Below are 18,817 nucleotides of genomic sequence, written 5' to 3'. Positions count from 1 at the left end.
TTGCCACAGCGTTGCAAGAGGATCGCCGTGACGCGGCGCGGCACCCGCGGCGATCTGGTGACGGCGAACACTTGAGCCCCCCCGGGGCACGGAGGGCCCTCCCGGGAGAAGGGCCCTCCGTGCACCTGCGGCAAGGGGCGGCGCGCGCTAGAAGCGCACGCGCGCGCTGAGCGTGGCGGAGCGGCCGTCCGCCGGCACCGCGTGCCCCGCGTAGTACTGCGCGTAGTAGAGCGTGTTGGTGAGGTTGTTGAGGTTCAGCTGCAGCTCGGTGTTGCGCCACGCGTAGATGGCCACCGCGTCGAAGCGCCAGAAGTTGGGCACGTAATTGATGCTGGGGCTCGCCACGGTCGGGACGTTCACCGCGGTGACGTCCTGGTACACGGCGCCGCCGCCGAGGCTCAGGCCCTTTACGGGGTTCACCGTGGACCACAGCGAGAGGCTGTGCTTCGGGGTCTGCGGCAGGCGCGCACCGATGGAGGGATCCGCGGGGTTCGGGTTGCTGAGCACCTCCGCGTCCATGAAGGTGTAGTTGGCGAGCACGTTGAGCCAGCGCACCGGCTGACCCGCGATGCCCACGTTGAAGCCCTGCACGCGGTTCTCGCCGCCGAGGATGGTCGGAGGCGCGGGCGGCGGCTCGGCGTTGGCCACGCGCGCGTTCGTCTTCTCGATGCGGAACACCGCAGCGCTGAGGCTGAGGCGCTCCTCGAGCAGGTCTGCCTTCGCGCCCACCTCGTAGGTGTGGTTGTCCTCGGGCTCGAGGCTCACCGTGTCGTTGGTGAGGGTGCCCGCCTCGGCGGAGGGGTTCTTCGAGGTGCCGTACATCGCGTAGAGGCTGGTGGCCTCGAGCGGGTGCAGCACGAGCCCTGCGCGCCAGTTGAGGAAGGTGTCCTTGGCGGGGAGGTAGAGATCCGTGGCGGCGCCGTTCGTCGCCACGTTGGTGGCGACGTACAGGGTGTCGAAGGTGTCCAGGCGCAGCGAGCCGAGCAGCTCCAGGTACTTGGTGAGCGCCACCTGGTCGGAGGCATAGACGCCCGCCGAGCGCTGCAGGGTGTCGTTGGTGGTCCTGAAGAAGCGGCTCATCGGGCCGGGCGTCTCGGAGGGATCCGGCGAGTAGAGGTCCGCAGGCGAGTTGAAGCCCGGTGCCCCTGCCACCCGCAGGTCGTCCCGGTACTGGTCGCGCGTCTCGCGCGCGAGCTCCACGCCGAAGTTCAGCGTGTGCTTCGCGGGGCCGGTGGCCAGCTCCGCACGCAGGTCCGTCTGGTTGATGAGGTTGGTGTTGTCGGTGCTCGTCTCGTAGCGCTGGCGCCCGAGCACGGTGGGCGCGGCGGGGACGGGAGTGGCGAAGCGGGGGCTGGTGGGGCGCGAGAAGCGGTTCACGTGCCCGTAGCGCAGCGTGTTGCTGAGCCGCAGGTGCTCGCTGAAGCGGTGCTCGAGCGTGCCGGTGGCGATGTGCGCGTTGACCAGGGTCTGGTCCGCCTCGAGGCCGTAGAAGGTGTCACGCGGGACGCCCAGGCTGATCGAGAGGGGCCGGCCGTTGAGGTAGGGCTGCCCGTAGTCCGGCACCCCGTCCTCGTGCTGCCAGAGGTAGTCCACGTCCAGCGCGGTCTTGTCCCCCAGCTTCACGTGCACCGAAGGCGCGACGCCCGCGCGGTTGCGGTCGGTGACGTCGCGGCCCGCCACGTTGTCCAGCTGCCCCATCGCGTTGAGCCGCAGCTGCAGCTTCTCGCTCAGCGCCTCGTTGACGTCCGCCTCCACGCGGCCCATGGGCGCCGTGCCGCCGATGAGCTTGAGCTCCTGGAAGGACTCGGTGAGCGGCCTCTTCGTGGCCAGGTTCACCGCGCCGCCCGTGCTGCCGCGCCCGAAGAGCACCGCGGAGGGGCCGAAGAACACCTCCACGTTCTGCACGTTGAAGGTGTCGCGCGTGAACCAGCCGAGGTCGCGCACGCCGTCGCGCGTGGTGTCCGTCTGCGCCGAGAAGCCGCGCAGCACGAAGGCGTCGCCCTGACGGCCGCCCTCGCCCGCCGCCACCGTGATGCCGGACACGTTGCGCAGGGCGTCCGCCAGGGTGGTGGCCACCTGCTGCTCCATGACTTTCTCGGGCACCACCGTCACCGTCTGCGGCGTGTCCACCAGCGGCTTGGGCAGGCGCTTGAGGTTGCTCGTGGGCGGGTTGTAGCCGGGGTCGCGCTCCTCCTCCACGCGCACCGTGGGCAGGGCGAGCTGGTCCTCGGGCGCCTGCAGCAGGTTGCCCTGCGCGGCGTCCTGCGCGGAGGCGTCCGGCTGCGCCTCGCTCGAGGGCTGCTGCTGCGCAGGGGCCGCGGGCTGCGGCGCCTGCTGCACGGGAGCCGGCGCCGCAGCAGCCGCCTGGGCCGCGGCGCTGCCGCTCGCGGCCATGGCGGAGGCGAGCGCGGCCTGCGCGAGCGGGCGCAGCGAGGCGCGCAGGCCTCCGCCCTGGCCCTTCGTGGCGCGGATGCCCGCGTGCTGGCTGCGGCCCTGCGTGGACGACGACGACATGGAGTCCCTCCCTAGGGTGGTGCGGGCCCGGCGAACCGGGCAATGCGGTCAGTTGAAAATGGTTTGCAAAGTCAAAATCAGTTGGCGGGCGGAGTAGCACCTCGCGAAGGGCAGGTGCAAGCGGGGCGCTGCCCTCAGGCGGCGCTGGACCTCGAGTCGGAGGAGTCGGCGCTGGGCGCCGCGGCGCTCGCGGCGGCACCGGCGGCGCGCCGGCGCGGGAAGAAGCGGCGCCAGGCGAGCGCGAGGCCCGTCCAGACGAGGAAGGCGGCGCCCAGTGAGGCGAGGGCCGCGAGCAGCTGGCCGGGAAGGCCGAGTGCTTCACCCGTGTGCAGGAAGCGCAGCCAGGTGCGCGCGCGGCGCCCGGCGGTGCCGTCCGCGTAGCCCTCGCGCTTGAGCACCGCGCCGGTGAAGGGATCGAGCGAGAGCTGCACGGAGGAGAAGCGGGGCCACGCGTCGCGCTCGCGCACGCTGAAGGTGAGCGCCTGCGGGCCACGGCCGGACGCGCCCGGACGGGGCTCGCCACCCCTGGGCTCGGCGCCTGCGCGGCGCTCCGTGCCCTCACCCCGCGGGGCGTCGGCACTGCGAGCTGCGTCGGCGCGCTCGCCAGGTGCACTGCGCTCGCTCCCGGCGCTCGCGCCGCGCTCACCACCGCCCTCGGGGCGCGGAGCCTGCGGCGCGCCGCCCAGCCGCAGCGTGACGCTCTCCCAGGCGGGCACCTCGCGCGCGGCGCGGGCGAAGGCGGCGTCCAGCGCGAGCAGCTGCGTGCCCGGCGGCGGCGCGTGCACGGGCACGGCGGGAGCGGCGCCCGGGCCGCCTGCCGCGGGCACGGGGCTGCCGGCGAGCGTGAAGACCAGGTTCGAGGCCCACCGGTACGACATCACCACGCCCGAGGCCGTCAGCACGACGAGCACCGGCAGCATCCAGAAGCCAAGGGTGTTGTGCCAGTTGAAGTCGCGCGCCTTGCCGCGCAGCCCGCCGCGAAACCACAGCGTCGAGCGCAGCGCGGCGCGGCTCCAGCGCCGCGGCCACCACAGGTAGAGGCCACTGAGCGCGAGGAAGAGGAAGAGCGCGTTGGAGGCGCCCGTGACGGCCTTGCCGACGGCGCGGCTCTCGCCGCCGGCGCCGAGGTAGCGGTGCCATTCCTCGAGCGTGTGCAGCGTGGCGCGCAGGCCCTCGGCGCCCAGGGGCTGCAGCGCGCCCGTGTACGGGTTCACGTAGACGCCCTCGGTGCGCCCGCTGCTCACCAGCACCGCGCTGGTGGCATCGGGGTAGAGCGTGACGCCGGAGACCTGCATCCCGGGGCGCTCGGCCTTCGCGCGGGCCACGAGCGCGTCCACCGGGAGGCGCTGCGCGCCGGGCGCGGGGGCCGCCACCTCGCGCGCCTGGCGGTCCGCGCGCGCGAGCAGCTGCGGCGCGAAGGCGAGCGCCACGCCGGTGAGCGACATCACCGCGATGACGAGCCCGGCGAGCACGCCGGAGACGAGGTGGGGCCAGAAGAGGAGGGAGCGCAGGGGAGGGCGGGACACGGGGCGGCTCAGGGGTGCGTCAGCGGAGCGAGAAGTCGATGGGGAGGGTGGCGAGCACGCGCACCGGGCGGCCCTCGGGGCCGAGGCCCGGCGTGAAGCGCAGGCGATTCACCGCCTCCACCGCGGCCGCGTCGAGCGCGGGGATGGAGCGCAGCACGCGCGTGTGCGCCTCCTCCACGTGCCCGTCCGCGCCGATGATGAAGCTCACCAGCACCGTGCCGGTGATGCCGTCCGCCTTCGCCTGGCGCGGGTACCTCAGCGCGAGCTGCGCGAGCAGCTGCGGCCGCTGCTTCACCTGCTTGAGCTGCAGCGGCGCTCCGGCGACGCCGCCCAGCTGACCGCCGACGACGCCTCCCTGCGCCCCGCCGGCCATCCCCAGCGCGCTGCTGCTGCCACCTGCGCCCAGCGTGGGCGCCGCGGTGGCCGCCGCCACCTGCGCGGGGGCGGCGGGCTCGGGCTCGGGCGCCTTCACCGGCTCGGGCTCGGGCGCCTTCACCGGCGCGGCCTGGGCGAGCTTCTTGGGGACGAGCGGCCGCGGCGCCGCGCGCGCGTGCACCACGGGGCGCGGCGCTGCGAGCGCGTGGCCTGCCGGGCCGCCCGCGGGCGGAGGCGGCGGGGGCGCGAAGGCGTAGAGCACGAGCTCGGGCGCGTCCGGGGCCACGGCCTCGCGGGGCGCGGGGCGCACGGCGAGCAGCGCGGCGAAGAGCCCGGCGTGGACGACCGCGGCGACGGCGAGCGCTGCGCCCCAGCGGCGCCACTCCGAGGGCGCGCCCGCCGGCGCCGCCCCGAGCTGGAAGAGCTGGGCGGGGGGCTGGCGCGCCGCCGAAGGGGCAGCAGTCCCACCGAGCATCTCGAAATCGATATTGAGAATCGTTCTCATTTCCACGGGCGACGACTTAGCGCGGCCCCGGTGGCGGCGTCAACCGCAGCGGGACCCGTCCGTCGGATCAGGACCCAGGGCTGAACGGGGATTCAGGGAAAAGGGACTTTGTCGAAATGCCGGGGGCCCGTTCGTCGCTGAGGGCACCCTCTGCGCGAGGGGGGCGAGCCGCCGCGCCCGCCCGCCCTGCAGCAGGGCAGGGGCCGGGGCGCTGCGGCCCGCGGGGGCGAGGGCCACCGTGTGCGGACCATGGCCCGCGCTCCTGCTCCGCTGCTCCCCGCTGCCGTCGCCACCTCGTCCCTCGTTGCCTTCTCCGGGCTCGCCCGCGTGGCGCACCGCCGCCCGCGCAACCCCGTGGACACGAAGGCGCGCAAGTTGGCGCTCGAGAACAGCGGGCCCGCGGCGCGCCACGCGCACCGCCCGCTCTGGGCGGTGGGCAAGTGGTTCACCCTGGTGCCCGTCTCGCTCGCCAGCGCCGCGCTGCTGGGCTGGCGGCGCGGGCTGGGCGCGGGCGCGCCGCTCGCGCTCGCGGGACTGCTCGCCGCGGCGAGCGCCGAGGGGACCGAGACGTGGCTGCCCAACCGCAGCCCGCCCCCCGGCCGCCATGACCCGGACGAGCCGGCCTTCCCCAGCGGCCACACCCTGCAGACCAGCACCTTCGCCCTCACCAGCGGCTACCTGCTGTGGCGCGAGGGCCTGGTGCCGGGCGCGGCCGTGCTGCCGCTCGCGCTCGGCGTGCCGCTGCTCATCGGCGGCGTGCAGGTGTCCGGCGAGCGGCACTGGCTGCTGGACGTGGTGGGCGGCTGGCTCGGCGCGCTGGGAATCGCCGGCAGCTGCGCGGCGCTCTACGAGGCGGTGGCGGCGCGCCGCCGCCGCCGCCCGCGGGCCTGGCTGCGCACGCTGCGCTGAGCGCGTCCCGCCTCGCCGCTAGCCCACGAGCGGCTGGTTGAGCTCGGTGCGCCACTGGCTCGGGTCCGGGCTCGCCTCGGGGCCGGACACGTAGCACTCCCAGAGCCCCTCGGTGGCGGTGTGCCCCTGCTGGGCGATCCACGCGCGGAACTCACCCCACGCGCCGCCGAGCCCCTCGTAGGGGCCGCGGTACACGGTGCGCGCCACGCGCGTGGCCGGCAGCGCGCCGGGCTGCACGCGGCCCACGGGCGTGACGGGCCGGGTGACGGGCAGGCCCAGCTCGAAGTCGAAGGTGTCCGGGGACATGCGCAGGTGGTGCGCGAAGAGCGGGCCTGCGGGCCCCGCGCCCTGCGCCTTCACGGCCGCCATCAGCTCCTGCACCGCGGGGCCCATGATCTGCGGCATCTGCGCGCGCGGGATGGTGAAGCGGATGATGGCGGCGGGCTGGGGGCGGGTGGTCAGGAGCTGCGGTGCTTCGAGCATGGGGACTCCTATCGGGGGTTCGCTGCTGCGACGTCCGGGCAGGCGGGATTTCGACATGGGTTTGCGCCCCGTGCGCCCGCTCAGGGCTCGGCCCACTGGCGCAGCAGGTTGTGGTAGCAGCCGGTGAGCATCACCAGCGCGGGGTTTCCCGGCACGGTGGGCGAGAGCTGCTGGATGGCGGTGTCCAGGTCGAAGAGCAGGGCGCGCTGGGACACGTCGCGCACCAGGCTCTGCACCCAGAAGAAGGACGCGAGCCGCACGCCGCGCGTCACCGGCGTCACGTGGTGCAGGCTCGAGGCCGGGTAGACGATGAGGTCTCCGGCCGGCAGCTTCACCTCGTGGCTGCCGTAGGTGTCCTCCACCACCAGCTCGCCGCCCTCGTAGCTCTCCGGGTCGCTGAGGAAGAGGGTGCAGGACACGTCCGTGCGGATGCGCAGGCCGCTGGAGCTGCCGCGCAGCGCGTTGTCCACGTGGCTGCCGAAGGTCATCCCGCCCTCGTAGCGGTTGAAGAGCGGCGGGAAGACGCGCTGCGGGAGCACCGCGGAGATGAAGAGGGGGCTCTTCTCGAGGCCCCTCAGCACCCGCTCCCCGAGCTCGCGCGCCTCGGGGCCGTCCACCGGCAGCTGCAGGTTCCTCTTCACCTGGGCGGACTGGTGCCCGGCCGTGGAGCGCCCGTCCTCCCACGCGGCGCGCGCGAACACCGCCTGGCAGTGCGCGACCTGCTCCTTCGTGAGGACGTGGGGGACGTGGACCATCATCGCGGGGGGACCTCCAGAGGGGATGGGCCCTCTACCCTTAGCACCGGAGCCGCGCCCCGCGGTGCTAGCCTCGCTGCCCATGACCCCTGCTGCGGACAACCCCTCGCGCCCCGTGGCGCTCATCACCGGTGGCTCGCGCGGCGTGGGCCGCGCCGTCAGCGTGCGGCTCGCGCGCGCCGGCTACGACATCGTCTCCACCTACCGGCGAGACGCGGACGCGGCGCGCAGCCTGGTGCAGGAGGTGGAGGCCCTGGGCCGGCGCTGCCACACCGTGGCCGCGGACCAGCTGGAGCCCGAGAGCCTGCAGGCGGCCTTCGCGCTCGTGGAGCGCGAGTACGGCTGCCTCGACGTGCTGGTGGCCAACGCCGCCTCCACCGCGTTCCTGCCGCTGATGCAGATGAAGGCGCACCAGATGGACAAGACCTTCAACGTGACGGTGAAGAGCTTCGTGCTGATGGCGCAGCAGGCCGCGCCGCTGATGGAGCGCCTCCCGCTCCCGCGCCGCGGGCGCATCGTCGCGGTGAGCGGCATGGACAGCCGCATGCCCTTGCCCTTCCACGGCTTCCTCGGCGCGATGAAGGGGAGCCTCGAGATTCTCGTGAAGTACCTCGCCGCGGAGCTCTCGGGCGCGGGCATCCGGGTGAACGCGGTGAACCCGGGCTACATCGACACGGACTCGAGCCGCTTCTACATGGGCGAGGCCTGGGACGCGCTCGAGCGCCAGGTGGGCAGCCACGTGCCGGCGGGCCACATCGCGAGCGCGGACGAGGTGGCGCGCCCCATCGAGTGGCTGTGCTCCGAGGGGGCGGCGTACGTGAATGGGCAGACGATCGTCGTCGACGGCGGGCTCGAGGTGAACTACGCGATGAACTTCGCCGTGGGGCTCAGCACGCCGCGCAAGTAGCGCGCGCCGCACCGTCCCCGGGCTGCGAGGGAGGTCTGCCGTGTCCATGCGCCTGCCGCTCTTCCAGGTCGATGCCTTCACGCCGCGCGTCTTCGGCGGAAACCCCGCCGCCGTGGTGCCGCTGGACACGTGGCTGCCGGACGCGACGCTGCAGAGCATCGCGCTGGAGAACAACCTCTCGGAGACGGCCTTCTTCGTGCGCGAGCCGGCCGGCCACCACCTGCGCTGGTTCACCCCCACGCAGGAGGTGGACCTGTGCGGCCACGCCACGCTCGCGAGCGCGTGGGTGCTCTTCGAGCGGCTGGAGCCGGGGCTCACCCGGGTGGAGTTCGCCACCCGCTCGGGCACCCTCACCGTGACGCGCGAGGAGGGAGGGCTGCTCGCGATGGACTTCCCCGCGCGCCCGCCCACCGCGTGCGCCCCGCCCGAGGGGCTCGCCGAGGCGCTGGGCGCCGCGCCCCTGGGCACGCTGAAGGGCAGCCGGGACCTGCTCGCGGTGTTCGACTCGGAGGCCGAGGTGCGCTCCTTGCGCCCGGACATGGCGCGGCTCGCGGCACTGGACGTGTTCGCGGTGGTGCCCACGGCGCGCGGGGAGGACTGCGACTTCGTCAGCCGCTTCTTCGGCCCGCGCGTGGGCGTGCCCGAGGACCCGGTGACCGGCTCCTCGCACTGCACGCTGGTGCCCTACTGGGCGCGGGTGTTGGGCAAGCCGCAGCTCTTCGCGCGCCAGGTCTCCGCGCGCGGCGGCGAGCTGCACTGCGAGGCGCAGGGAGAGCGCGTGCGCATCGCGGGCCACGCGGCGCTCTACCTCGAGGGCACGCTGCGGCTGGGCTGAGCGCCTCAGCCCGCCTTCGCCTCGGCCGGGAAGGAGGGGCGGGGGGCGTGGGCCGCCGAGGTGAGCGCCGCACCCAGCGCGAGCCCCTGCTCCAGGAAGTCCTGCAGCGCGGGCTCGCCGCGGCGCCAGCGCCGGGAGGCGCGCAGCGCGCCCTTCTCCAGCCAGGTGCGCTTGTTGGTGCGCACGAAGGCGCCGAGCAGCGGGAGCACCTCGGGAGCGCCGAGCAGGGTGCGCAGCCGCGCGGGGAGGCGCTCGAGGCGGGCGCTGCGCGCACTGCTGTGCAGGGGTGGCTCGCCGGACGCGTGCGCCCGGGCCTCCTCCACCCACGCGGGAAGCAGCCAGGCCGCGAGCTCCGTGGAGGCGCCCAGCACCTCGCGCAGGTCCACCCGCAGCTGCACCACGCACTCGTCGTCGCCGGCCACCGGGTCGGACTCGAAGCGCAGCGCCACCCGCCGCCCGGCGAGCTCCCCCTCGGCGCCGTGGCCGTCCGTCGAGGCGCTCAGCCCCAGCCGCCGTCCGAAGTCCGCCACTTGGCGCGTGCGCTGGCGGCGCTGGCGCGCGCGGTACGCCTGCAGCGCGAGCGCGACGAGGGAGGAGAGGGCGACGCCGAGCAGCCAGAGGGGAGAGCGGGGCGCGAGGGCCGCGAGGAGGGGGGGCAGGTGCGGCATTGCCCGGGAACCTATGTGAAACAGGCATTGCTGGGAAGTCGGGCACTCAGGGCGCTCCTCTGCGACATGTCGGACCTGCCCGGTAGGAGAGCGGCTGGGCGTGCGTGGAGCCTGCCCCCGGACCCCGGAGGCGGGATATGAACGGGCGTGCAGGGCGGGACTGAGGGAGCGACACCGGATGCGACTGCTGCACACGTCGGATTGGCACCTGGGGCGGCGGCTGTGTGACGTCTCGCTGCTCGCGGACCAGGAGCACGTCCTCGAGCAGGTCTACGAGGCCTGCCGGAGCGAGCGGGTCGACGCGCTGGTCATCGCCGGGGACGTCTACGACCGCGCCATTCCCCCCGAGGAGGCGGTGCGGCTGCTCAGCGACTTCGCGGCCCGCATCACCCAGGGGCTGGGCGTGCCGCTCATCGCCATCAGCGGCAACCACGACAGCGCCGAGCGCCTGGGCTTCGGCGCGGCGCTGCTCGAGCAGGGGCGGCTCTTTTTGCGCACGGGCTTCGGCGCGCGCGCGCGGCCCATCCCGGTGGGGCAGGGCGCGCACGCGGGCCACGTGTACTGCCTGCCCTACACCGAGCCGGAGGCGGCGCGGCTGGAGCTGGGGGACGACTCGCTGCGCACGCACGACGCGGCCGTGCGCGCGGCGCTCGAGGCGGCGCGCGCTACCTGCGCCGCCTCGGGGGTGCAGAACAGCGTACTGGTAGGCCACCTCTTCGCCGCCGGAGGCCAGGAGTCGCAGGACTCGGAGCGGCCGCTGGTGGTGGGCGGCGCCGCGCACGTGTCCGTGGAGGCGCTGGAGGGCTTCAGCTACGTGGCGCTCGGACACCTGCACGCGCCGCAGGGCGTGGGCGGCCGCGAGGACATCCGCTACTCGGGCAGCCCCCTCAAGTACGCCTTCAGCGAGGCGCGCCAGCAGAAGGGCTTGAGCCTCGTGGAGATCGAGGGCGGCCGCGCGCGCGTGCAGCAGCTCGCGCTCAACCCCCTGCGGGACGTGGTGCGCCTGGAGGGCTCCTTCGACGCGCTGCTCAAGGACCCGCAGTTCGCCTTCGCGGAAGGCGCCTACGTGGAGGCCACGTACACGGACACCGGCTACCTCATCGACGTGGCGAGCCGGCTGCGCCAGCGCTTCCCGCTGCTGCTCACCGCGATGCCGCGCTACCTCGTGGGGGTGGGCAACCCCGAGGCGGGCCCCGCGCCGCGCGAGGTGGCGCGCCTCGAGGACACCCACGCGCTGCTCTCGGGCTTCTGGAAGTACGTGGACCCCTCGAGCGAGCCGGACCCGGAGCACCTGCGCGCCTTCGAGGAGGCGGTGGGGAACCTGCTGCGCAGCCGCGGCGCCGGCGCGGAGCCCACGCGATGAAGCCGCGGCTGCTCAAGCTGTGCGCCTTCGGCCCCTTCGCGGGGCCGGTGGAGGTGGACTTCCGGCGCCTGCAGGGCCAGAACCTCGTGCTCATCGAGGGGCCCACGGGCGCTGGGAAGACCACGCTCCTGGACGCCATGTGCTTCGCCCTCTTCGGGGGGCTGCCCGGCGCGCGCGCCGAGGCGAAGCAGCCGGAGCTGCGCTGCACCCAGGCCCAGGAGGACCTGTGCCAGGTGAGCTTCGACTTCGAGTTCGCGGGCCAGGCCTACCGCGCCCGGCGCGTGCCCACCCAGGAGCGGCCGAAGAAGCGCGGCGAGGGCACGGTGGAGCAGGCGGCGCAGGCCTTCCTCTACGCGCTGGAGGGGGACGAGGAGCGCGCGCTGCTGGCGAGCGGGGTGAAGGAGGTCACCCAGCACGTGGAGCGGCTCATCGGCCTGAGCATGGAGCAGTTCAAGCAGGTGCTGCTCCTGCCGCAGGGGGAGTTCCGCGAGTTCCTGCTCGCCAGCTCGGACGCGAAGGCGGAGCTCTTGCAGCGCCTCTTCAAGACGGGCCTCTACGAGGACGTGCAGGACGAGCTGCGCGCGCAGCGGCGCAAGCTGGAGGACGGGGCGCGCGGGGCGCAGGCGCGCCGGGGCGTCGAGCTGCAGCGCTGCGGGGTGGAGACGGTGGAGGCGCTGGAGGCGCGCGTCCTCGCGCTCGAGGCGGCGCTCGCCGCGCGCGAGGCCGAGGCGCAGGAGGCGGAGGCCGCGCGCGCCCAGGCGGAAGGGGCGCACGCGCAAGGCAAGCAGCTCGCCGAGGCCTTCGCGGCGCACGCGCGGGCGCTCGCCGAGCGCGAGGCGCAGCGCAAGCGCGCCCCCGACGCCGCGCGGCTGCGCGGGCGGCTCGCCGAGGCGGAGCGGGCCCGGGCGCTGCTCGCGCCGCTCGCGCTGCGCGATGCCCAGGCGCAGCGCGAGGGGGAGCTGCGCGCGCGCCGCACCGAGGCCTCCGGGCACCTGCGCGAGGCGGAGGCCGAGCGCGAGGCGGTGGCGGCCCAGATGCGGGGCGTGCCCGCGCAGCGCGCGGAGCTCGCGCGCCTCACCACCGCGCACAGCGTGCTCGCGGGGCTGGTGGACACCGAGGCCGAGGCCACGGCGGCGCGCGAGGCGGCGCGGGCTGCCGAGGCCCGCGCGCAAGGCGCGCGCCAGGCCCTCACCCGCGCGAGCGGGCAGGCCGAGCGCCTGCGCGCGGAGCTGCACGCGCTGGACGTGCAGCTCACGGCGGCGCAGGCGGGCAGCGCGGGCGCCGCCGAGCGCACCGCGGCCCTGAAGGAGGCCGAGGCGCGGGCGAAGGAGCGGCGGCAGCTGGAGGAGCTGCGCGGGCGCATCCGCAGCCTTCGCACCGCCATGCGCTCGGCCGAGGAGGCCGCGCGCCGCACCCAGGAGGAGGCCGCGCGCGCGGACGCGGCGCTCCTGGCGGTGCGCGCGGCGCGCGAGGCGGGGCTCGCCTCGGAGCTCGCGGCCTCGCTCACCCCCGGCCACCCTTGTCCCGTGTGCGGCTCCGCGGAGCACCCGGCCCCTGCGCTGCCGGCGCCGGATGGCGCGGGCCCCGAGCAGGTGCAGGCGGCCGAGACGGCCGCCCAGCGCGCCGCGCAGGCGCAGTCCGAGGCGCTGGCCGGGCTCGCGAGCGCGCGCAGCGCCCACGACGTGACGCTCGAGCAGGGCAAGGCGCTGGCGGCGGCGCTGGGGGCGCTTGCCGAGCTGCCCCTCGCGGACGTGGAGCAGTTCGCCCGCGAGCGCGTCGCGGAGGCCGCGAGCGCGCAGGCGGCCACCGAGGCGCTGCGCACCCTCGCCCCGCGCCGCGCCCAGGTGCTCGCGGCGAGCGAGGCGGCGGACGGCGCGCTCGCGGCGGCGCGCGACGCGGAGGCCCAGGCCTCGCGCGAGGCGGAAGGGGCGCGCCACCACAGCGAGGAGCTGGGCCGCAGGCTGGAAGCGCACCTGCTGCCCGGGCACACGGTGGCCTCGCAGCGCGCGGCGCTCGAGCGCGAGCAGGTGGCGCTGGCCTCGCAGCTGGAGGCGCTGGAGGCGCGCGAGCGCCGGGTGGAGGAGGGGCTCGCGGTGGCGCGCGCGGCGCTGGAGCGCGCGGCGCAGGACGAGGCGGAGGCGGTGCTGCAGCTCGCGGAGCTGGACGCCGCACTCCTGCGCGACGCGAAGGGGGCGGGCTTCGCGGACGTGGCCGAGGCGCGGCGCGCGGGGCTTGCGCCCGAGGGGGAGGCGCGGGCGCGCGGCGAGCTCGAGGCGCTGGAGCGCGCGCTCGCCGCGGCGGAGCAGAGCGTGCAGGACGGGGCGGCGCGGGTGGAGGGGCGGCAGGCGCCGGACCTCGCGGCGCTCGCGCAAGGCGCGGCCCGGGCGGCGGCCCATGCGCAGGGCGTGCTCGGCGCCCGCGAGGCAGCGCGCGCGGAGCTCACCCAGCTCCAGGAGGCGCGCGCGCGCATCGGCGAGCAGGACGCCTCCTACGCGGAGCTGGAGGGACGGCTGCGGGTGCTGGGGCGCCTCGCGGAGATGGTGGCCGGGGAGAACGCGCTGAAGATGAGCCTGGAGCGCTTCGTGCTCGCGAGCCGCATGGACGAGGTGGCGGTGGCCGCCTCCGAGCGCCTGCTGCGCATGAGCCGCGGCCGCTACGCGCTGCAGCGCACCAACGACGTGCGCCACCGCGGGCGCCAGTCCGGCCTGGACCTCAAGGTGCTGGACCGGCACGCGGGCACCGAGCGCTTCGTGCACTCGCTCTCCGGCGGCGAGATGTTCCTCGCCTCCCTGAGCCTCGCGCTGGGGCTCGCAGACGTGGTGACGCGGCGCTCGGGCGGCGTGCAGCTGGACGCGCTCTTCATCGACGAGGGCTTCGGCACGCTGGACGACGAGACCCTGGACCTGGTGATGCGCACGCTCGAGGACCTGCGCGCGGGTGGGCGGCTCGTGGGGCTCATCAGCCACGTGAGCGAGCTGAAGGAGCGCATCCCCACCCGGCTCACGGTGAGCCGCGGTCCGCGCGGCTCCACCGTCGCCCTGCGCGCCTGACTACTCCTGCGCGTCCTTGTCCCCGTCGAAGTAGTCGGGCTGGTCCTTCGTGCGCACGAGGAAGCGCTTGTACGCGCCGGGGCGGCCCACGGCGGCGGCCACCTTGCCGGACTCGGGGTACTCGACCACGTCCACGCCCTGCGTCGCGGACATGCCCACGTAGACGAGCGGCTCGGTGCCGTCGTTGATGAGCTGGTGCGCGACGCCGCCCGCGGGGAAGGACACGTAGTCGCCGGGGCCGATGGGGGTGAGGCCCTCCGGGGTGCGCACCTGGGCGCGGCCGCTGATGACGAAGAGGGCCTCCTCGGTGACCTGGTGCGCGTGCAGCGGGAAGGACTTCTTGCCCGGGGCGAGCTCCCACAGGCCGCAGTTGAGCCGCTCGCCGCCCAGGTCCTTGCGCCGGTTCGCATACGCGCCGCGCTTCAGGTTGTCAGCCCAGGGCACCTCGTTCGTCCGCACGACCTTCATCGGGTGTACCTCCAGAGAGAGCTCTGCCCACTCTAGCGAAGCGCCCCGACGCGCGCGGCCTCAGCCTCCGCGCGCCGGGGCGCCGAAGGCGCGGGTGAGGCGGGCGATGGCGCCGGGCAGGCCGCGCACGCGCAGGGTGCGGCCGTGCTCGTCGTAGGCCTCGGAGAGCACGGTGGTGTGCTCGTACACCTCGCCGAGGCGCGCCTGGCTCGCGTAGGGGATGTGCAGCTCGGCCTCCACCATGGAGGCGGCGAAGGTGCGCAGGATGTGCTCGCGCAGGAGGCCCACGTCCGCGGGGCGGTGCGCGGAGAGCAGCAGGGCCTCGGGGTGGCGCTCGCGCAGCAGTCCTTCCGCCTCGGGCGTGAGGCGGTCCACCTTGTTGAAGACGAGCTGGCTGGGCACGGCGTCCGCGCCGATTTCCTTCAGCACCGAGCGCGTCACCCCCAGCTGCGTCTCCCAGGTGGGGTCCGAGCCGTCCACCACGTAGAGCAACAGCGAGGCCTCGAGCGCCTCGTCCAGCGTGGACCGGAAGGAGGCGACGAGGTCGTGCGGCAGCTTCTGGATGAAGCCCACGGTGTCCGAGACGAGCACGCGGGGCCGCGTCTCCGGCTGCATCGCGCGCACGGTGGTGTCCAGGGTGGCGAAGAGCTGGTCCGCCACCAGCACCTCGCTGCCGGTGAGCGCGCGCATGAGCGAGCTCTTGCCCGCATTCGTGTAGCCCACCAGCGCCACGCGCAGCTGGTCGCGCCGCGCGTAGCGGCGCTGGTCCTGGTCCTTCTGGATGGCGGCGAGCCCCTCGCGCAGCTCGGCGAGGCGATCGCGGATCTTGCGTCGGTCCAGCTCCACCGCGGAGTCACCTGCGCCGCGGCCCTGCTGCCGCTCGCGCCCGCCGGTGGACTCGCGCAGCCGCGGCGCGATGTAGTTGAGCCGGGCGATCTCCACCTGCATGCGCGCCTCGTGGCTGCGCGCGTGGCGGTGGAAGATGTCCACGATGACGCCCGTGCGGTCGAGCACCTGCGCGCCCGTGGCCTTCTCGAGGTTGCGCAGCTGGCTGGGCGACAGCTCGTGGTCCACCACCACCACCGTGGGGCGCTCGGCCGGATCCACCGTGGCCGCGAGCATCCCGCCCTCCCCGGGCACCCCCTCGTCCTCCTCGTCGTGCGGGTCGGCATCGAAGCCGAAGGGGTCCGGGTCGTCGCCGTCCTCCTCCGCTTCGCCCGCAGGAGCCTCGCCGGACGCCGCCCCCGACGCTGCACCGTGCGCCGCCGCCTCCCAGCGCTCGCGCGCCTTGGAGGCCGCCGCGCGTGCGGCCGGGGCGACCACGCCGCTGCCTCCGGTGAGCTGGGCGAGCTCCTTGAGCTTGCCGCTGCCCAGCACCGTGCCTCCGGCGAGCGCGGTGCGGCGCTGGGACACGGTGGCCACGGCGTCGTAGCCGAGGGTCTTCACCAGGCGGGCGAGCTCGGCGAGGTCCGCGGCGTGCTCCGTGTCGGAGACGCCGGGCAGCTGCACGCCGACGAGCACGGCGCGCGGCCGCGGGGAGGGGGAGCGGTTCGACATGCAGCGCCTGTAGCACGCCTCAGCGCGGGGTGGGGCGCAGCACCTCGGCGCGCGCGATGCGGTCCAGGCGGAACTGGCGGCGCTCGCCCTTGGCGAGGTCCAGCGCGTCGATGCGCGTCTCGTGGCGGTCCATGATGACCCCCTGCACCTGCACCTCGCGGGTGGTCTCCAGCTTGTTGCCGTCCACGTAGGTGATGCGCAGCGGCTGCTGCTCGAACCAGGCGCGCTCGAGCGCCTCGCGCACCGCCTTGGACGCGGGCAAGGCGGGCACGCCGAGGAAGGCGAGCTCGCGCAGCCGCTCGAGCAGCTCGCGCTGCGCGGAGGTGGACAGCGCGGCGCGCACCTTGTCCAGCGCGGAGCCCAGCGTCTCGGTGAAGGGGATGAGGCGCATGTCGCTCGCGAAGCGGCCCAGCGCGCACAGCAGCGCCGCCTCGCGCGGAGTGAAGTTCACCGGCGGCAGGCTGTAGCTGCGCTCCAGCGCGTAGCCGCCGCCGCGCCCCCGCTCCGCACTCAGCGGCAGCGCGGCGGCGCGCAGCGCGTCCAGGTCCCGGTACATGGTGCGCACCGTGACGCCGAAGCGCTCGGCCAGCGCCTCGGCGGTGACGCCGGTGCGGCGGGCGCGCAGGTACTCGGCGAGGGCGAAGAGGCGCTCGGTGCGGTGCATGCCCTCAAAGCTGACACATTCCTGCCAGCCTGTGCGCGCCGGACGCGTGCGCTCAGGGCGCGGTCGCGCGCGGCAGCCGCACCCGGAACGTGGCGCCCTGGCCCGGCGCGCTCTGCACCGCGATGCTGCCGCCCATGGCCTCCACGAGCTGCCGGCTGAGCCACAGCCCCAGGCCCAGGCCCCCGTAGTGGCGGCTGGGCACGGCGCGCTCGTAGCGGCCGAAGATGCGCTCCTGGTCCTCGGGGGCGATGCCCAGGCCCTCGTCGCGCACGCGCAGCTCCACGGTGCTCGCGTCCTGCGAGAGGTGCAGCTGCACGGGCCGCCCCTCGCCGAACTTGAGGGCGTTGGAGACGAGGTTCACCACCACCTGGTCCATGCGCAGGGGGTCCGCGTGCACCGGGGCGCTCGCCTCGCCCTCCACGCTCAGGGTGCTGCCCAGCTGAGCCGCCTGCTCCGCGAAGCGCTCGGCCACGTCGCGCGCCACCGCGCCCAGGTCCAGCTCGCGCGGCTCCAGCGCGAGCCGCCCCTCGCTGATGCGCGAGACGTCCAGGAGGCTGCTCACCAGGCGCTCCAGGCGGCCCACCTGGCGCCCCAGGGTGCCGAGCTTCTCGTCGAGCTGCTCGGGGGGCAGGCCGCGGCGCGCGCTGCGCTGCAGGCTCTGCAGGCCCAGCTGCAGCGGGGTGAGGGGCGTGCGCAGCTCGTGCGCCGCCACCGAGAGGAAGTCGTCGCGCAGCTGCACCGCGGCCTGCGCGTCGCGGTACAGGCGCGCGTTCTCCACCGCCACCGCCGTGCGGTCCGCGAGCGCCTGCGCGAGCGCGAGGTCGCGCGCGGCGAAGCGCCGCCCCGAGCCGCGCGGGTTCTGCAGGGAAACGAAGGTGAGCGCCCCGAAGGTGCGCGCGCGCAGGGTGAGCGGCACCACCATCACCGAGCACACGCCCACCGCGCGCAGCGCCTGCAGGTGCACCTCGTCGCGCGCCACCGCGCCGAGCAGCGCGTCCGTGACCTCCGGGTAGAGCTCGGCGCGGCCGCTGCGCAGCACCGCCATCACGCCTGCGCTCGCCGAGGGCACGAGCGGATGGGTGCGGCTGAAGGCCTCGGCCTCCGCCACCCGGGCCGGGTCCGCGTTCGCGAGCGCGAGCCGCCGGGGCGCCCCTTCCGCGCCGTCCACCAGGTCCACGAGGCACCAGTCCGCGAGCCGCGGCACCGCCCGCTCCGCGAGCGTCTTCAGGGTGGCCTGCACGTCCAGCGCCGCGCCCAGCAGGGCGCTGGTCTCGGCGAGGAAGCGCGAGTCCTCCTCCTCGCGCTTGCGGTCGTCGATGTCCGTGCTGCTGCCCACCCAGCGCACCACCCGGCCCGTGGCGTCCTGCAGCGGATGGCAGCGCACCAGGTGCCAGCGGTAGCTGCCGTCCGAGCCGCGGCGCAGCCGCAGCTCGCCCTCGTAGGGCCGCCCCGCTGCGAGGCAGCGCGTCCACTCGGCCTCCGCGCCTGCCGCGTCGTCCGGGTGCATGGCGCGCAGGCGCCCCGCCTCGAAGGGCTCCTCGCGGCTCAGGCCCGTGTACTCGTACCAGCGCTGGTTGACGAAGTCGGCCTGGCCCGCCTCGCCGGCCGTCCAGATGATCTGCGGCACGCTGTTGGCCACCAGCGCGGTGCTCGCCTCGGCGGCCTCGGCGCGCTGGCGCGCGAGCACCTGGTCCGTCACCTCGTAGGCGAAGGCGATGACGCCCTGCACCCGGCCGTCCTCGCCCGTGAAGGGCTGGTAGGTGCCGTTGAGGTAGAGCTGCTTGAAGTGGCCGTCCGCCTGGCGCACCTGCACCGGCAGCGCCTGGGCGTAGAAGGGCTGGCCCGTCGCGCACACCTGCTCGAGCAGTGCGACGAGCCCTTGCGCCTCCAGCTCCGGCAGGGCCTCGCGGATGGTGAGCCCCTCGAGCCGCTTGCCTCCGGCGAGCCAGTCGTTGCGCTCGTTGGACAGCTCGTAGCGGAAGTCCGGCGCGCGCAGGATGGCGATCGCCGCGGGCGCCTCGGTGAAGATGCGGCGCAGGTTCTCGTGCACGGCGCGCGGCGCGCCCGCGCGCGCGGGCGTCACGGGAGCGGCTGCGGCTTCGGGGAGTTCGTCCAGCAAGGGCATCGTCGTGGGGGCGCGCGGGGGGCTCGCCCGCCCCCTGGCTCCTCGGGGCACTCTCCCCGATCAGCCGCGGGTGTGCCCCCCACGGCCCGTGCACTGTCTCGCAACCAACGTCC

15 protein-coding genes are annotated in these 18,817 nt (G+C 75.2%); 5 read left to right on the top strand and 10 right to left on the bottom strand.

The features are described 5' to 3' along the window. Positions 1-147 precede the first annotated feature (147 nt). The 3 genes from FGE12_RS11220 to FGE12_RS11210 form a co-directional block, all read right to left on the bottom strand. Positions 148-2,514, bottom strand: coding sequence for a TonB-dependent siderophore receptor (locus FGE12_RS11220; RefSeq protein WP_153866432.1), 2,367 nt, complete (start codon positions 2,512-2,514; stop codon positions 148-150). Positions 2,515-2,648: 134 nt separating this feature from the next. Continuing rightward, positions 2,649-4,040 (bottom strand): PepSY-associated TM helix domain-containing protein, encoded by a 1,392-nt coding sequence (locus FGE12_RS11215; protein WP_370458960.1) that lies wholly within the window; start codon positions 4,038-4,040, stop codon positions 2,649-2,651. Positions 4,041-4,059: 19 nt separating this feature from the next. Then, the gene (locus FGE12_RS11210) at positions 4,060-4,920 is read right to left on the bottom strand and encodes an energy transducer TonB (protein ID WP_228530742.1); all 861 of its coding nucleotides are present in this window, start codon (positions 4,918-4,920) and stop codon (positions 4,060-4,062) included. A 249-nt stretch (positions 4,921-5,169) separates the two neighbouring features. Here FGE12_RS11210 and FGE12_RS11205 point away from each other — a divergent pair, with 249 nt between their 5' ends. Continuing rightward, the gene (locus FGE12_RS11205) at positions 5,170-5,829 is read left to right on the top strand and encodes a phosphatase PAP2 family protein (protein WP_153866431.1); all 660 of its coding nucleotides are present in this window, start codon (positions 5,170-5,172) and stop codon (positions 5,827-5,829) included. A gap of 18 nt (positions 5,830-5,847) precedes the next feature. Here the strand turns inward: FGE12_RS11205 and FGE12_RS11200 are convergent, their stop codons facing one another. Beyond that, positions 5,848-6,312, bottom strand: a complete 465-nt coding sequence (locus FGE12_RS11200; protein WP_153866430.1) for a GyrI-like domain-containing protein — start codon at positions 6,310-6,312, stop codon at positions 5,848-5,850. 80 nt (positions 6,313-6,392) lie between these two features. Continuing rightward, positions 6,393-7,070, bottom strand: coding sequence for a Fe2+-dependent dioxygenase (locus tag FGE12_RS11195; protein WP_153866429.1), 678 nt, complete (start codon positions 7,068-7,070; stop codon positions 6,393-6,395). 79 nt (positions 7,071-7,149) lie between these two features. On the opposite strand from FGE12_RS11195, the gene FGE12_RS11190 reads away from it, so the two are divergent. Further along, positions 7,150-7,974 carry an SDR family NAD(P)-dependent oxidoreductase gene (locus FGE12_RS11190; RefSeq protein ID WP_153866428.1) on the top strand — a complete coding sequence of 275 codons (825 nt, stop codon included), beginning with the start codon at positions 7,150-7,152 and terminating at the stop codon, positions 7,972-7,974. Between the two features lie 46 nt (positions 7,975-8,020). Continuing rightward, positions 8,021-8,809 carry a PhzF family phenazine biosynthesis protein gene (locus FGE12_RS11185; protein ID WP_153866703.1) on the top strand — a complete coding sequence of 263 codons (789 nt, stop codon included), beginning with the start codon at positions 8,021-8,023 and terminating at the stop codon, positions 8,807-8,809. Between the two features lie 5 nt (positions 8,810-8,814). Here FGE12_RS11185 and FGE12_RS11180 read toward each other — a convergent pair whose 3' ends face one another. Continuing rightward, positions 8,815-9,477 carry a hypothetical protein gene (locus tag FGE12_RS11180; RefSeq protein ID WP_153866427.1) on the bottom strand — a complete coding sequence of 221 codons (663 nt, stop codon included), beginning with the start codon at positions 9,475-9,477 and terminating at the stop codon, positions 8,815-8,817. 178 nt (positions 9,478-9,655) lie between these two features. Between FGE12_RS11180 and FGE12_RS11175 the strand changes: the two genes are divergently transcribed. Further along, positions 9,656-10,840, top strand: coding sequence for an exonuclease SbcCD subunit D (locus tag FGE12_RS11175; RefSeq protein ID WP_153866426.1), 1,185 nt, complete (start codon positions 9,656-9,658; stop codon positions 10,838-10,840). Beyond that, entirely contained in the window at positions 10,837-13,890 is a 3,054-nt protein-coding gene (locus FGE12_RS11170) for an AAA family ATPase (protein ID WP_153866425.1), read from the top strand. Before FGE12_RS11175 ends, FGE12_RS11170 begins: the two co-directional genes overlap by 4 nt. Here the strand turns inward: FGE12_RS11170 and FGE12_RS11165 are convergent, their stop codons facing one another. From FGE12_RS11165 to FGE12_RS11150, 4 genes are read right to left on the bottom strand one after another with little or no spacing between them, the layout of a single operon-like run. Beyond that, a complete protein-coding gene (locus FGE12_RS11165; protein WP_153866424.1) occupies positions 13,891-14,358 on the bottom strand; it encodes a cupin domain-containing protein in 468 nt (155 codons plus the stop codon). 60 nt (positions 14,359-14,418) lie between these two features. Further along, on the bottom strand, positions 14,419-15,915 hold the full coding sequence (gene hflX / locus FGE12_RS11160; RefSeq protein WP_153866423.1) for a GTPase HflX: 1,497 nt from the start codon (positions 15,913-15,915) through the stop codon (positions 14,419-14,421). A 19-nt stretch (positions 15,916-15,934) separates the two neighbouring features. Beyond that, positions 15,935-16,579 carry a YafY family protein gene (locus tag FGE12_RS11155; RefSeq protein ID WP_153866422.1) on the bottom strand — a complete coding sequence of 215 codons (645 nt, stop codon included), beginning with the start codon at positions 16,577-16,579 and terminating at the stop codon, positions 15,935-15,937. Positions 16,580-16,631: 52 nt separating this feature from the next. After that, entirely contained in the window at positions 16,632-18,698 is a 2,067-nt protein-coding gene (locus FGE12_RS11150) for an ATP-binding protein (protein WP_194797793.1), read from the bottom strand. Positions 18,699-18,817: the final 119 nt, after the last annotated feature.

The organism is Aggregicoccus sp. 17bor-14, from assembly GCF_009659535.1.
GTDB lineage: Bacteria > Myxococcota > Myxococcia > Myxococcales > Myxococcaceae > Aggregicoccus.
Note: the sequence above shows the minus strand (reverse complement) of the source record. Positions and strands in the feature narration are given on the sequence as shown.

Excerpts from the sequence above, each read along its gene's own strand:
- FGE12_RS11185 (WP_153866703.1), top strand. The coding sequence starts at position 8,021 with ATGCGCCTGCCGCTCTTCCAGGTCGATGCCTTCACGCCGCGCGTCTTC.
- hflX (WP_153866423.1), bottom strand. The coding sequence starts at position 15,915 with ATGTCGAACCGCTCCCCCTCCCCGCGGCCGCGCGCCGTGCTCGTCGGC.
- FGE12_RS11205 (WP_153866431.1), top strand. The coding sequence starts at position 5,170 with ATGGCCCGCGCTCCTGCTCCGCTGCTCCCCGCTGCCGTCGCCACCTCG.
- FGE12_RS11175 (WP_153866426.1), top strand. The coding sequence starts at position 9,656 with ATGCGACTGCTGCACACGTCGGATTGGCACCTGGGGCGGCGGCTGTGT.
- FGE12_RS11195 (WP_153866429.1), bottom strand. The coding sequence starts at position 7,070 with ATGATGGTCCACGTCCCCCACGTCCTCACGAAGGAGCAGGTCGCGCAC.
- FGE12_RS11210 (WP_228530742.1), bottom strand. The coding sequence starts at position 4,920 with ATGAGAACGATTCTCAATATCGATTTCGAGATGCTCGGTGGGACTGCT.
- FGE12_RS11180 (WP_153866427.1), bottom strand. The coding sequence starts at position 9,477 with ATGCCGCACCTGCCCCCCCTCCTCGCGGCCCTCGCGCCCCGCTCTCCC.
- FGE12_RS11200 (WP_153866430.1), bottom strand. The coding sequence starts at position 6,312 with ATGCTCGAAGCACCGCAGCTCCTGACCACCCGCCCCCAGCCCGCCGCC.
- FGE12_RS11170 (WP_153866425.1), top strand. The coding sequence starts at position 10,837 with ATGAAGCCGCGGCTGCTCAAGCTGTGCGCCTTCGGCCCCTTCGCGGGG.
- FGE12_RS11190 (WP_153866428.1), top strand. The coding sequence starts at position 7,150 with ATGACCCCTGCTGCGGACAACCCCTCGCGCCCCGTGGCGCTCATCACC.
- FGE12_RS11155 (WP_153866422.1), bottom strand. The coding sequence starts at position 16,579 with ATGCACCGCACCGAGCGCCTCTTCGCCCTCGCCGAGTACCTGCGCGCC.
- FGE12_RS11220 (WP_153866432.1), bottom strand. The coding sequence starts at position 2,514 with ATGTCGTCGTCGTCCACGCAGGGCCGCAGCCAGCACGCGGGCATCCGC.
- FGE12_RS11165 (WP_153866424.1), bottom strand. The coding sequence starts at position 14,358 with ATGAAGGTCGTGCGGACGAACGAGGTGCCCTGGGCTGACAACCTGAAG.